Consider the following 13,001-nt stretch of genomic DNA (forward strand, 5'->3'; position numbering starts at 1 on the left):
CTAGTCTTCCCTGATCGCGTAGCCGGCGCCGCGAATGGTACGGATGACATCCGGCATGCGGCCGTTGTTGACCGCTTTGCGTAAGCGCCCGACATGGACGTCGACGGTTCGCTCGTCGATATAGATCGTCTCGCCCCAGACATTGTCGAGCAGTTGGCTGCGCGAGAACACGCGGCCGGGATGGCGCATCATGAATTCGAGCAGCCGGAACTCGGTCGGTCCGAGCCTGATCTCGCTCTTCTTGCGGTAGACACGGTGCGACTCGCGGTCGAGCACGATGTCGCCGACCTTGAGCACGCTGGACAGCACTTCCGGCTTGGCCCGGCGCAGCAGCGCCTTCACGCGCGCCATGAACTCCGGCGTCGAGAATGGCTTGACCAGATAGTCGTCGGCACCGGTGGACAGGCCGCGCACGCGATCGCTTTCCTCACCGCGCGCGGTCAGCATGATGATCGGCAGCCGCTCGGTTTCGGGCCGCACTCTAAGCCGCCGGCAGAGCTCGATGCCGGAAACAGCGGGCACCATCCAGTCGAGCACCAGGAGATCGGGCACGTTTTCCTGCAGGCGGATCTCGGCCTCGTCGCCGCGTGTCACCACCTCGACCTGATAGCCTTCGGATTCGAGGTTGTAGCGGAGGAGCACGCCCAGCGGCTCCTCGTCCTCCACGACCATGATGCGTGGCGCGATCATAGGCAGTTCACCCTCATCAGGCCGGCGTGGCCATCGCCGTCTCGTCCTGCTTCGGACGATTGGCGGGCAATTGCTGGCCGGTCAGCACATAATACGCATTTTCGGCGATGTTGGTGACATGATCGCCGATGCGCTCAAGATTCTTGGCGCAGAACAAGAGATGCGTGCAGGCGGTGATGTTGCGAGGGTCTTCCATCATGTAGGTCAAAAGCTCACGAAACACGGACGTGTATTTGACGTCGATGCGCTCGTCGTCATTCCTGAGTTTTGCAAGCGCTGCCGCATCGGTGGCGGCATATTCCTCGACGACGCCTTGCACCTGGATCAGCACCAGTTGCGCCATGGCATCGATGGAGTGCGAGAGGTCGCGCGGCGTGACGCTCAAGCCCACGGTGCCGACGCGTTTGGCGATGTTCTTGGCGAGGTCGCCGATGCGCTCGAGGTCGCCCGCCATGCGGATCGAGCCGACCACGGCGCGCAGATCGTTGGCCATCGGCTGGCGCTTGGCGATCAGCGTGATGGCGCGGTCGTCCAGTTCGCGCTGGCGCGCATCCATGATGGCGTCGTCGGAAACGACACGCTGTGCCAGCGCATTGTCCGAATTGAGCAGCGCCCTGGTCGAGCCGCTGACCATCGAGCCTGCCAGATCGCCCATGTCGCGGATCAGCTTGCTGATCTGCCCGAGCTCTTCATCGAAGGAGGCGACGGTATGTTCACCCATGATCTTGGTCCTCGTGCCTGAAAATTCACCCGCCGGACGGCTCAGCCGAAGCGGCCGGTAATGTAGTCCTGGGTGCGCTTGTCGTCGGGGTTGGTGAACATCTTGTCGGTGGCGCCCTCCTCGACGAGATAGCCGAGATGGAACATCGCCGTGCGCTGCGACACGCGCGCCGCCTGCTGCATCGAGTGGGTGACGATGACGATCGTGTAGTTCTGGCGCAGTTCGTCGATCAGCTCCTCGACACGGGCGGTGGCGATCGGATCGAGCGCCGAGCAGGGCTCGTCCATCAGGATCACCTCCGGCGACACGGCGATGGCGCGCGCGATGCACAGGCGCTGCTGCTGGCCGCCGGACAGGCCGGTGCCGGGCTCCTGCAGGCGGTCCTTGACCTCGTTCCAGATCGCCGCCTTCTTCAGGCTCTGCTCGACGATCTGGTCCATGTCGGACTTGCGCTTGGCCAGCCCATGGATGCGCGGGCCGTAGGCGACGTTCTCGTAGATCGACTTCGGGAACGGGTTGGGTTTCTGGAACACCATGCCGACGCGGGCGCGCAGTTCGACGACATCGATGTTCTTGTCGTAGATGTCGTCTTCATCGAGCGTGATCTTGCCGGTCACCCGCGCCAAATCGATGGTGTCGTTCATGCGGTTGAGGCAGCGCAGGAAGGTCGACTTGCCGCAGCCGGACGGGCCGATCAGCGCCGTCACCTGGTTCTGACGCACGTCGAGATTGACGTCGAACAACGCCTGCTTCTCGCCGTAGAAGACGCCGACCTTGTCGCCGCGCATCTTGATGACTTCGTTCGACTTGGCGTTCATTTTGTCGCCCACTGCATTCTCAAGGGACTGTTCGGTCATGATGTTCATACCAAATTGCCTTTTTTCTACCAGCGCCGCTCGAAGCGGCGCCGGAGCACGATCGCGGTGATGTTCATGGCCATGAGGAAGACGAGCAGGATGATGATGGCGCCGGACATGCGCTCGACAAAAGCGCGCTCAGCCTCGTTTGCCCACATATAGATCTGAACCGGCAGCGCGGTCGCCGGATCGAAAGGCGTCGCCGGATAATCGGCGACGAAAGCGACCATGCCGATCAAGAGCAGCGGTGCTGTCTCGCCGAGCGCACGCGCCAGGCCGATGATGGTGCCGGTAAGGATGCCTGGGGCGGCAAGCGGCAGGATGTGATGGAACACCATCTGCATCTTGGAGGCGCCGAGACCTAGGGCCGCCGAGCGGATCGACGGCGGCACCGCGGCGAGGGCGGCGCGCGTGGCGATGATTATGGTCGGCAATGTCATCAAGGTCAGCACCAGGCCGCCGACGAAGGAAGCCGAGCGCGGCATGCCGAGGAAGTTGATGAACACGGCAAGGCCAAGCAGACCGAAGACGATCGACGGCACCGCCGCGAGATTGTTGATGTTGACTTCGATCAGGTCCGTAAAGCGGTTCTTCTTGGCGAACTCCTCCAGATAGATGGAGGCGGCGACGCCGATCGGCAGCGCCAGCAACAGCACGATCACCATCATGTAGAACGAGCCGATGATCGCCACGCCCATGCCCGACGTTTCGGGCCGGCTGGAGGCGCCATAGGTGAACAGGCCGGTGTTGAAATGCTCGGCCATCACGCCGTCGGCTTTAAGCTTGTTCATCCAGTCGATCTGCTGGTTGGACACCTTGCGGCGCGCTTCATCGACGCCGAGGTCGATCTGGCCCTTGAAGGCCGAGTCGAGGTTCGCGGCAGCCAGGATGTCGACGTCACGCGTCCTGCCGATCACCGACGGATCGGCGGAGACGATGTCGCGCAGCTGGACGCGGGCGCCTTCCGACAGGAAGCCCTTGAGCTTCAGCATCATCGGCTTGTTGGCCGGATCGATGCCGAGCTTGGCCACCAGTGCGTTTTCGGCGAGCTTGGGATAGTTCGCCTTGATCAGCACGGTAGGGTCGGTCGCGCGCTTGCCGGAGGGATCGATCACCTTCTCGTCGAAGGTGACCGGCAGCGTCACCGTCGTCTGCCAGAAGGCGGTGTAGCCTTTCGAGACGATGGTGATCAGCATGATGGCCAGGAACGCCAGGCCCACCGAGATCGCAATCACGCCATAGATGCGGAACCGGCGTTCGGCGGCATAGCGCGCCTTCAGCCCGATGTCGCGGCGCGGTCGCGCGACGGCGCCCGCCATCGTGTCCAGGGGGATGTCGGTCATTCGTACTGCTCCCGGTACTTGCGCACGATGTAGAGGGCGACGATGTTCATCACCAGCGTCAGCGCGAACAGCGTCAGGCCGAGCGCGAAGGCGACCAGCGTCTGCGGCGAGTTGAACTCGAGGTCGCCGGTCAGCTGGTTGACGATCTTGACGGTGATGGTCGTCATCGCCTCGAACGGATTGGCCGTCAGATTGGCGGCGACGCCCGCCGCCAGCACGACGATCATCGTCTCGCCGATGGCGCGCGACGCCGTCAACAGGATGGCGCCGACGATGCCGGGCAGTGCCGCCGGCAGGATCACCCGCTTGATCGTCTCGGAGCGGGTGGCGCCGAGGCCGAGCGAGCCGTCACGCATTGCGCGCGGCACCGCGGTGATGATGTCGTCGGACAAAGAGGACACGACCGGGATCAGCATGACGCCCATCACCAGACCGGCGGTGAAGATGCTCTGGCCCTGGATGAAGGGCGAGCCGCCGGTGAGTGCCGCCGACAGGTCGCGCAAGAACGGTCCGAGCGTGACAACGGCGAAGATGCCGTAGACGATGGTCGGAATGCCGGCCAGCAGTTCCAACGCCGGCTTGACCACCGAGCGCACACCGCGCGAGGCATATTCGGACATGTAGACCGCCGACATCAGCCCGACCGGCACTGCGACCAGAAGCGCGACGGCGGCGATGTAGAGCGTGCCGGCGAGTAGCGGGATCAGGCCGAACTGACCCTGGCTGCCGCCGGAACCGGCGGCGGCGAAACGCGGATCCCACACCGTGCCGAAGAAGAAGCTCATCGGCGATACGCTCTCGAAGAAGGTGATCGTCTGGAACAGCATCGACAGCACGATGCCGACCGTGGTCAGGATGGCGATGGTCGAGGCCGCAAGCAGCCCCCACAGCATCAGCTTCTCGACATTGTTGCGCGCCCTGGCGCGCGGCGCGATCTGCCTCAGCGCATAGAAGGCGCCGGCGACCGACAGCGCGAAGGTCAGCACGGCGCCGAACAGGCCGAGCCGGTCCTGGACCTGGTTCGCCTCGACCGCGATCGGGATCATATAGTCCTGTGTGTCGCTGGCCAGTGCCACGCCCTTGGCGGCGAGCAGCGGCTGCAATTCGGCGAAAGTAGCGGGAAGTGCGGTATCGCCATCGAGCCGGCGCAGGCCCTTGGCCAGGCTCTTCACCAGGCTGGCGTCGAGCGCTTCGCTGGCCACCTTTGTGTCGGCGGTGCGCTCGGGCAAAGCGGCATGGATGTGCCGGTCGAGATAGAAGGAAGAGCCGATATCCCAGACGGCGAGCAGCAGGACGGCAGGCAGGACCGCGAGCAGAAAGGCCCACCAGCCATGATAATGCGCGCGCGAATGCGGCTTGACCTTGCCGGTATCCTGCGCCGCTGCGCGCTGGCGGCCGATCACAAAAGCGACCACGCCTATGGCGATGACTATGGCGAGTACGAGCAAGGACGACATCACCCACCCCAGGGAAAATTCAGATCGCCGCCACCGTTGCGGCAAGCGGCGAAATCAGGGCGCGGATTTGGTCCGCGCCCTGATCCGGTCGGTTGATTACATCGTCTTTCCGGCGGCGAAGGCGTCGCGCTGGCCCTGACGTTCGGCGTCGGGAGCGGAAACCAGGCCGTACTGGGCGAGCGGGCTTTCCGGGCCGATCATCTGGTCATCAAGGAAGAACTCGACATATTCCTTGAGGCCGGGAACGACGCCCAGATGCGCCTTCTTGACGTAGAAGAACAACGGCCGCGACACGGGGTACGTGCCATCGGCGATGGTCTGCGTCGAAGGCACGATGCCTTCCACGGTAGCGACCTTCAGCTTGTCGGCATTGTTCTCGTAGAAGGCGAGGCCGAACACGCCAACGCCGGTCTTGTTGGAGTCGATGCGGGCCAGCGTCTCGGTGTAGTCGCCATCGATGTCGACAGCCTTGCCGTCCTTGCGGATGGCGATGCAGGTCTTGCCGATTTCCTTGTCGTCGGCGATGCCGGCAGCCTTCAAAGCGGCCTTGTCGCAGCCGGCGTCGAGCAGCTTGGTCTCGAACACTTCACGGGTGCCGTGCTTCTCACCCGGGATATAGGCGGCGATATCCCAGTCGGGCAGCTTCGGATTGACCTGGTTCCACTTGGTGTTCGGGTTGTCGACCAGCTTGCCGTCGACCACCAGCTTGGCGGCGAGCGCCTTGTAGATGTCGGCGGGAACCAGCGCCCAGTCCGGACCCTTGATGTCGGTGGCAAAGACGATGCCGTCATAGCCGATGCGGACTTCCTGGACGTCCTTGACGCCGGCGTCGGCGCAGGACTTCAGCTCGTCCTTCTTGATCGGGCGCGAGGAGTTGGCGATGTCGATCGTGTCTTCGCCGACGCCCTTGCAGAACTCCTTGATGCCGGCGCCGCTGCCGCCGGACTCGACCACCGGGGTCTTGAAGTTGGTGAAGGTTTCGCCGAACTGCTCGGCGACGATCTTGGCGTAAGGCAGCACGGTCGACGAACCGGCGACCTGGATCTGGTCACGCGCAGCGGCGACACCGGACGATGCGGCGAACGCTACCGCCACGGCCGATGCCGTAACGAGGAATTTCTTCATGTGGCCTGCTCCTGTTCGGAAGATGGTCTCTTGGCGCCCTCTTCAAACCGGCGCCCGCTGAGGCCAATAGCCTTCGATTATTACAGTCGCATGACAGTTTCGTGTCAGCCCGGTAACGTCGCACAGACGTCTTGTGGGCCGCACCCTTTAAGCCGGTTGGTGGGAATGGAAGTTGCCGCTGGAATCAGACGCTTGCGCAATTCGTGCTGGCATCAAGTCCCGGCACACCGCAGGCCGCGATGCCGAGAAAGAAAAACCGGACGGGAGCGCGTTGCCCGTGGCCAGAGCGAATCTTGGCCGAGCCATCGCCAAAAACAGGTCCGTTGGGGTAGATTCGACGCTGTTTCTTGTCGGCGGTCGCTTGCTCCCGCCCGTAACTGAATGAGCGGTTTCGTTGCGACCATTGTCCTGACTGGGCGCTAGCTTTGATATGGTGCGATCGCACCATAGCCTTGGCTGTTGCGGCGCGGCCGAATCCCGGCGGCGCCGCAGGTTGCTATCCAGCGTCTCGTTGGGCTTCGCCTGATATGCCGACCCAGCGCTCGACCTTTTCGAGCAGCGCCCTGGGGCTGATCGGCTTGGGCAGATAGTCGTCCATGCCGGCTTCCAGGCAGCGCTCGCGGTCGCCCTTCAAGGCATGCGCGGTGACGCCGACGATCGGGATATGCATACCCGTATGTTCTTCCAGCCGGCGAATTGCGGCGGTGGCCTCGAGCCCGTTCATCTCCGGCATCGAGACGTCCATCAGGATCATGCGCGGATTAAGCCGGCCGAAGGCGTCGAGCGCCTTGCGGCCGTTGCCGACGATTTCGAAACTGTAGCCGGTTTCGCCGATTATCTGGGTGAACACCATCTGGTTCACCTCATTGTCCTCGGCAACGAGAATGTCGAGCCGGCGTTCATCCCCGGCGGCCCGGGCGCGGGCACGAACCGGCGGCGGTTGCAGCAAGGCGCGTTCCGATGCAGCGAGCGGCGGCTTTGCCGGCGACGGTTCGTTCCTGCCGCCGCCGGAACCGCTGCTTGCCGCCGGCAGCACACGGCCGTCCGTGATATTGTGATGGTGCCGCTGGATGGTGGCGACCAGCGTTTCCAGAAGCACCGAGGAACGCGCCGGCTTGATCAGCTGGGCGTCGATGCCGAGATCGCGATAGCTGGTGTTGGCGAGCGACTGGTCGACCGAGGTCAGCATGATGATCGGCGTGTCGGCCAGCCCTGCGGTGTTGCGCACGACGCGCGCCATTTCGGCGCCGCTCATCCCCGGCATCTGATAATCGAGCACGACGCAGTCGACCGGCACGCCGTAGGCAGCCGCGGCGACCAGCACCTTGAGCCCTTCGGGTCCGCTTTCGGCGGCGCAGGAATCGAAGGTCCATGACGTCATCTGCTCGCTCAGGATCGATCGGTTGACGGCATTGTCGTCGACGATCAGCACCCGTGAGCCGGTCACGTCGACCGGCATGATCCGCCGTCCGGTCTGTTCCTCGGCCCTGGGCAATGTCACGGTGAACCAGAAGGTCGAGCCCTTGCCTTCGGCGCTCTCGACACCGATCTCGCCGCCCATCAACTCGACCAGCCGCGAGGTGATGGCGAGCCCGAGCCCTGTGCCTTCGTGGCGTCTGGTCGACGAGGTGTCGGCCTGACTGAATTTTTCGAAGACGAGCTTTAATTTCTGCTGCGGAATGCCGATGCCGGTGTCGGTGACCGAAACGGTAAGCTTTGTCCCCGTCGGCCCCCTTTGTCCGGTCACGTCGACCAGCACGTGGCCTTCGTCGGTAAACTTCACCGCGTTGCCGACCAGATTGGTGACGATCTGCCTGACGCGACCGACATCGCCGACGAACAGGCTTTCCAGGCCCGGCTCGACGCGCACGATGAGCTCGAGGTCCTTCTCCTTGGCGCGCGTCGATATCAGCGTCGCCACATCCTCGATCGCTTCGGGCAGGTTGAAGGGCGCAGGGTCGAGCACCAGCTGTCCGGCATCGATCTTGGAGAAGTCCAGTATGTCGTTGATGATGGTCAAGAGCGCGTTACCCGACTTGACGATGATATCGGTGAACGTCTTCTGCTTGGGATCGAGGTCGGATTTGGCCAGCAACTCGGCCATGCCGAGTACGCCGTTCATCGGCGTGCGGATCTCGTGGCTCATATTGGCCAGGAATTCCGACTTGGCGCGGTCGGCCAGCACGGCGCGCTGGCGCGCCTCGCGCAGTTCGGCCTCGCGCAGCTTCAGTTCGGTGATGTCGGTGGTCGACCCAATCAGATAGAGCGAACCGTCGGACGCGATCATCGCGCCCTTGCGGGCGAACTGGTGGCGCACGCTGCCGTCGGCAAGCGTCACCGTTTCCTCGATCTCCTGTGTATCGCCTGTGCGCAGCACGGCGAGATCGCTGTTGACGAAGGCTTCGCCGTCTTCGCCGAAAATCTCGATGTCCGTCTTGCCGATCGCGTCTTCCCTGCGGAGGCCGGTGAGGTCGCACCAGCCCTTGTTGACGTAGAACTGCCTGAGGTCGGAGCGCTTGGCGTAGATCGACACCGGCACGTTGTCGATGAGATTGCGGAACACCTCGTTCTCGCGCATGCTCTCTTCCAGCGCCTGCTCGCGCGCCTTGACGTCGGTGATGTCGGTGCTGGAGCCGACAAGGTGCACCGACCCATCGAGCGCCACCAGCCGGCTCTTGCGCGTCATCAATTGCCGCACCGTGCCGTCGCGATGGGTAACGGGCTCCTCGATCTCGCGGCCGCGGCCGGTGACGACGACCTCGGTGTCGTCATGGGTGTAGGTTTCGGCGTCGTCGATGCCGAAAAGCTGGAGATCGGTCCGGCCGATGACTTCCTCCTTGGGGATGCCGGTCAGCGCGCACCAGGCCTTGTTGACGAATTCCATGCTCAGATCCTGCGCCTTGATGAAGGCGGCGACCGGCAGTTCGTCCATGACGTGGCGGAACAGGTCGATCTGGCGCATGCTTTCCTGCAGCGCCTTTTCGCGGCTCTTGATCTCCGAGATGTCGACGCGCACGCCGATGAAGGTGCCGTCCTCGGTGCGCATATCGTAGACCTGATACCAACGGCCGTCCGCATTGAGGCGCTCATAGGACGAGTTGGGCAGGCGATAGCGGGCGAGGATGGCATTGAGCCAGACATCGGGGTCGCCTTCATAGAGCCTATCGATTTCTCGATCGCCGCTCGATCGGAAATAGCCGACCGAATGTCCGAGTTCCAGGGCCTCGCGGAAGCTGCGGCCGGGCTGCCATGCCGGTTTCAGCTCCGGCAGCGTGTCCTGCAGCTTGCGGTTTGCAAAGACGAACTTGTCGTCGCGGTCATAGATGATGACGGCCGCCGGCAGCGACTCCAGCACCGTGGTGAGGTTCTTGCGGGCGTCCTCGGCTTCGGTCTCGCGGCGCTTCATGTCGGAGATGTCGAACAGGAAACCGGCGACATAGTTGCGGCCGCTGGGCATGCCGACGCGGTTCTTGCGCACGATGCGCGAGCGGCTGGCGCCCTCGGCGTCGAAAGTCTCCTCGACCTCGTAGGGCGTGCCGGTCGCCAGCACGGCGCGTTCGCTGTCTTCGAATTGCGCGGCGTCCTTTTGCTTGAGGAAGTCGCCGCCGGGCCTGCCCAGCATCGCTTGCGGGCTCTGTCCGAACAGTGCCGAAAACGCCTCATTGACGAAGACGAAACGCAGATTGTCGTCCTTGACGAAGATCGGGTCCTTGACGCCGTTGATCACCGCCTCGGCCAGCCGCGATTTCTCCAGCGCTTGGGCGAGTTCAGCCTCGCGATCCTTCATGTTGGTGACGTCGACATAGGAGATCAGCCTTTTGCCGCCGGCGAGCGGCGCCAGCGAGGCAATCAGCGTACGGCCGTCATTGCGTGGCAGTTGCCTGGAGCCCACCAGGCCGGCCGAGATTTCTGCTTCGCGCTCGGCGATGTGGCCCTGCCATTCGGCATCGTCAGCACCGTAAGGGTCCATATCGCGGCTGGCCTGCATCAGTTCGCGGAAGCCGCAGCCGATGCCGGCGCGTCGGGGATCGATTTCCCAGAAATCATAGAAGGCGCGGTTGATCACCTCCGCGCGCATCTCCGCATCGAGGACGAGCACGCCGATCGGCATCTGGTCGACCATCGTGCGAAGATTGGCGAAGGTCTCCGTAATTTTGGCGTTGGCACTCTCGATCTCGGCGTCGCGACGCTTGAGCTCGGAGACGTCGTAGTAGGTCAACAGCCGCTTGCCGCCGGACAACGCCGTCACGGAGAACATCATCGTCCTGCCATTGGCATGGAGAAATTCGCGTGGCGCAACCGAGCCGGCGCTGATCTCCTCGATGCGGGTGGCTAGGTAGTGCTGCCACTGCTGTTCATCGAGATCGCCGTAGATGCCGTTGCGGCGGTTGAGTTCCATCAACAGACTGAACGGCGCGCCGACAGTGACGGCGCCATCGGGAATCCTGGAGAGCTCGCGATAGGCCTTGTTGACGATGAGTGTGCCGAGCTTTTCGTCAAGCAGCACGACGCCCATATGCATGGCATCCATCGTCCGCTCGAGATCGGCGAGGTGCTGCGTGGCCTCGCCGGCCGGCGGATCGCTCTCCTCCTCCCGCAGTTCGTCCAGCGCACCGGCCAGTGCCGTGACGTTGCGGCCGATGCCGCGATAGCCGATGAATTCGCCTTCGCCGTCGAACCGCGGGGAACCGGTGATCGAAACCCAGCGGCAGCCGGGACGGCCGCCCTTCAACTCATAAACAAAGTCGCGAAACGGCCGATGCGCCTGCAGATCCTCCAGATGCGCGGCGGCGTGTCGATTGCCGTGCACCATCTGCTTGAGGAAATCGAAGCGGAAACGGCCAAGAATGCTGGCCGGATCGATGCCGGTGGCGGCCTGGTAGTTCTCCGAAAGCCAGGAAAAGCGCAGCTCGGCGTCGGTCTCCCAGACCCAGTCGGCGCCGGCCCCGACCAGTTCGCGCAGCGCTTCGGGCGAAACCCCGACGGACGTATCCTGGCCGTTCACCACCCCTTTTCGGGAACCGCGTCCGCCGCGTGTTCCAACAGTCCCGTCAGCCATCCCGTTCCCACCCCGAAAGCCAAGGCCGAATCCCCTCAGCGGTTCGCCGGCGGAATGTGCCCGAGAAGCATTAATGATCCGCTAACCATAACCATCCAGACTGCGGCCAGAGCCACATTGCCCTGCGGTATTCCGCCGGTTGTCGGCGGAACCCCGGCCGGGCTATAAGTCGGCGGGGGTGTTGCTGATGACCGGTTGGATCGTGCCTTGTTTCCTGTGCCTGGCGCTGCTTGCGGGCAGCGGCTGCGCACGCAGCTATGACGGCACGGTGGTGATCCCGAAGCCGCTCGATATCAGGCGGGTCTGGGATCGCGATCCGTCGCAGACTGAGGCCAGCCGGATGCAGGCGGCAGCCGGTGTGTTTCCGACGCCGCCGCCGCAGGAGCCCTACCGGCCCGCGGCACGCAGGCACACAACACAAATAGCTGCGCCAAGGCGGCACGTCAGGTCCAGCCCGCCCAGCATGGCTTCCGAACCGGCCAATCCGCTCACCTGCAAGAATGTCAGCGAACCAGGCAAACGCTACAGGATGGTTTGCGAATAGCTGGTACTAGAGCAATTCCAGGAAAAGTGTGAAACGGTTTTCCGTCCGGAATTGCGTAAAACAAAGACATAGAGCGGTTCGCCGTTTCGGTGAAACGGTGAAACGCTCTAGGCGCAGGTTACTCCGCCGGGAAGAAAGCCGGCCCGACCACCCTGACCGGCCGCGAGCCGGCCAATGGCTCGGCCGACTGTCGCTGGGCGGCGCCCCTGGCCTCTGCAGCGTCTGCGCCAGGCTGGGGAAGTTGCGCCACGGTGCCAAGATCCGGCTTCGCTGACGGCAAAGGAATGATCGCGTTGGCCATATTGGCTGGCGTCACCGTGCGCGCTCTCAGCTCGGCAACGCGCCGGTGATAGCGCTTGAGGTCGCAGGCCCTGAAGTTCGCATCATTGCGATATTTGAAGGCCGTCGGCAGGTCCTTGTAGGATGTGCGCGTATTGAGCGCGACCATCTCTTCGGTTTCAAGGCTTGGATCACTGAGCGTGTACAGGTCGACGCCGGCATCGTCGCAGATGTAGCGGCACTGATCGACCATCTCCTTGACATCGCCGCCTTGCACGAACTGCGATTTCGGCGCCGGGAAGAAATAGCCGTCCGAGAGACGAACGCAAAACAGCATCGAATTGCTGCCGATCAGGGCGCCAGCCGGACGCTGTCTTTGTTGCCCGGCGGCGGGCGTGCAGCCGAGCGCGACGAGCCTGGCCTGCAGTCCGGACGCATCCCGGCGCGAAATCGCGGCGCCGCGATCTGGCGTTGCACCTGTGTGCGGCTTTTGGCGAGGTCGGCGCAAGCATTGAAGAAGCCCCCCACCGCACTTTGCGCCGTGCACCGACGTTGCCTCTCCAGCCCCTGGATCGCCGCAAGCTGGCGACGCAGCTGCGCAAGCTGGGGGCTGATCCCGCCGCTGCGGCCGGACGGTGCCAGCTGGCTCCTGAGCGCGGCGCATGGATCGGCAAGGGAAGCCGAAATGCCGAGGACGCTTGCCGCTACCGACACCAGTGCAAAGGTCACGACTGCCACAAACGCATCATCGGCGACACCTGGTTCCTTGTACCCCTGTGGAGCCGATCGCCGCTCCAGCCGATTGAGCCTCAATGCGAGAGGTAAGTCTAATTCAAGAGACGCCAGCAACCGCCAGGTATTTTATGCCGAGTGTATTATGCCGGTTCCTGTAAATTCGCTATTACACTTTTGTTTCAAGATTGAGA

General features: G+C 63.4%; 10 protein-coding genes. 1 reads left to right on the top strand and 9 read right to left on the bottom strand.

Going from position 1 to position 13,001, the window contains the following annotated elements; all coding sequences use genetic code 11:
* The 7 genes from phoB to NKJ58_RS20315 all read right to left on the bottom strand — a co-directional run bounded on the left by phoB (window position 1) and on the right by NKJ58_RS20315 (window position 11,198).
* A complete protein-coding gene (gene phoB / locus NKJ58_RS20285; protein ID WP_023822590.1) occupies window positions 1–690 on the bottom strand; it encodes a phosphate regulon transcriptional regulator PhoB in 690 nt (229 codons plus the stop codon).
* Window positions 691–706: 16 nt separating this feature from the next.
* Window positions 707–1,411, bottom strand: coding sequence for a phosphate signaling complex protein PhoU (phoU, locus tag NKJ58_RS20290; protein WP_023670109.1), 705 nt, complete (start codon window positions 1,409–1,411; stop codon window positions 707–709).
* Between the two features lie 41 nt (window positions 1,412–1,452).
* Entirely contained in the window at window positions 1,453–2,277 is an 825-nt protein-coding gene (gene pstB, locus NKJ58_RS20295; protein WP_023683970.1) for a phosphate ABC transporter ATP-binding protein PstB, read from the bottom strand.
* Window positions 2,278–2,294: 17 nt separating this feature from the next.
* On the bottom strand, window positions 2,295–3,611 hold the full coding sequence (pstA, locus tag NKJ58_RS20300) for a phosphate ABC transporter permease PstA (protein WP_352853691.1): 1,317 nt from the start codon (window positions 3,609–3,611) through the stop codon (window positions 2,295–2,297).
* A complete protein-coding gene (gene pstC, locus NKJ58_RS20305; RefSeq protein ID WP_023706293.1) occupies window positions 3,608–5,068 on the bottom strand; it encodes a phosphate ABC transporter permease subunit PstC in 1,461 nt (486 codons plus the stop codon). Before pstC ends, pstA begins: the two co-directional genes overlap by 4 nt.
* Window positions 5,069–5,164: 96 nt before the next feature.
* The gene (locus tag NKJ58_RS20310) at window positions 5,165–6,193 is read right to left on the bottom strand and encodes a substrate-binding domain-containing protein (protein ID WP_023670113.1); all 1,029 of its coding nucleotides are present in this window, start codon (window positions 6,191–6,193) and stop codon (window positions 5,165–5,167) included.
* 496 nt (window positions 6,194–6,689) lie between these two features.
* The gene (locus NKJ58_RS20315; RefSeq protein ID WP_023734648.1) at window positions 6,690–11,198 is read right to left on the bottom strand and encodes a PAS domain-containing hybrid sensor histidine kinase/response regulator; all 4,509 of its coding nucleotides are present in this window, start codon (window positions 11,196–11,198) and stop codon (window positions 6,690–6,692) included.
* Between the two features lie 241 nt (window positions 11,199–11,439).
* Here NKJ58_RS20315 and NKJ58_RS20320 point away from each other — a divergent pair, with 241 nt between their 5' ends.
* Window positions 11,440–11,796, top strand: coding sequence for a hypothetical protein (locus tag NKJ58_RS20320; RefSeq protein WP_023693676.1), 357 nt, complete (start codon window positions 11,440–11,442; stop codon window positions 11,794–11,796).
* A 118-nt stretch (window positions 11,797–11,914) separates the two neighbouring features.
* On the opposite strand, the gene NKJ58_RS20325 is transcribed toward NKJ58_RS20320, so the two are convergent.
* Together NKJ58_RS20325 and NKJ58_RS20330 are read right to left on the bottom strand one after the other, a co-directional pair.
* Window positions 11,915–12,412, bottom strand: a complete 498-nt coding sequence (locus NKJ58_RS20325; protein ID WP_352519832.1) for a DUF2865 domain-containing protein — start codon at window positions 12,410–12,412, stop codon at window positions 11,915–11,917.
* A gap of 14 nt (window positions 12,413–12,426) precedes the next feature.
* Entirely contained in the window at window positions 12,427–12,813 is a 387-nt protein-coding gene (locus NKJ58_RS20330) for a hypothetical protein (RefSeq protein WP_352853694.1), read from the bottom strand.
* Window positions 12,814–13,001 lie beyond the last annotated feature (188 nt).

Origin of the sequence: Mesorhizobium sp. M0139, from assembly GCF_040322455.1 — a bacterium.
In the GTDB taxonomy this organism is placed as follows: Bacteria; Pseudomonadota; Alphaproteobacteria; order Rhizobiales; family Rhizobiaceae; genus Mesorhizobium.

Bases quoted from the DNA above. Each gene is read 5' to 3' on its own strand.
- pstC (WP_023706293.1), bottom strand. From the start codon at position 5,068: ATGTCGTCCTTGCTCGTACTCGCCATAGTCATCGCCATAGGCGTGGTC.
- phoB (WP_023822590.1), bottom strand. From the start codon at position 690: ATGATCGCGCCACGCATCATGGTCGTGGAGGACGAGGAGCCGCTGGGC.
- pstA (WP_352853691.1), bottom strand. From the start codon at position 3,611: ATGACCGACATCCCCCTGGACACGATGGCGGGCGCCGTCGCGCGACCG.
- pstB (WP_023683970.1), bottom strand. From the start codon at position 2,277: ATGAACATCATGACCGAACAGTCCCTTGAGAATGCAGTGGGCGACAAA.
- NKJ58_RS20310 (WP_023670113.1), bottom strand. From the start codon at position 6,193: ATGAAGAAATTCCTCGTTACGGCATCGGCCGTGGCGGTAGCGTTCGCC.
- phoU (WP_023670109.1), bottom strand. From the start codon at position 1,411: ATGGGTGAACATACCGTCGCCTCCTTCGATGAAGAGCTCGGGCAGATC.
- NKJ58_RS20320 (WP_023693676.1), top strand. From the start codon at position 11,440: ATGACCGGTTGGATCGTGCCTTGTTTCCTGTGCCTGGCGCTGCTTGCG.
- NKJ58_RS20325 (WP_352519832.1), bottom strand. From the start codon at position 12,412: ATGCTGTTTTGCGTTCGTCTCTCGGACGGCTATTTCTTCCCGGCGCCG.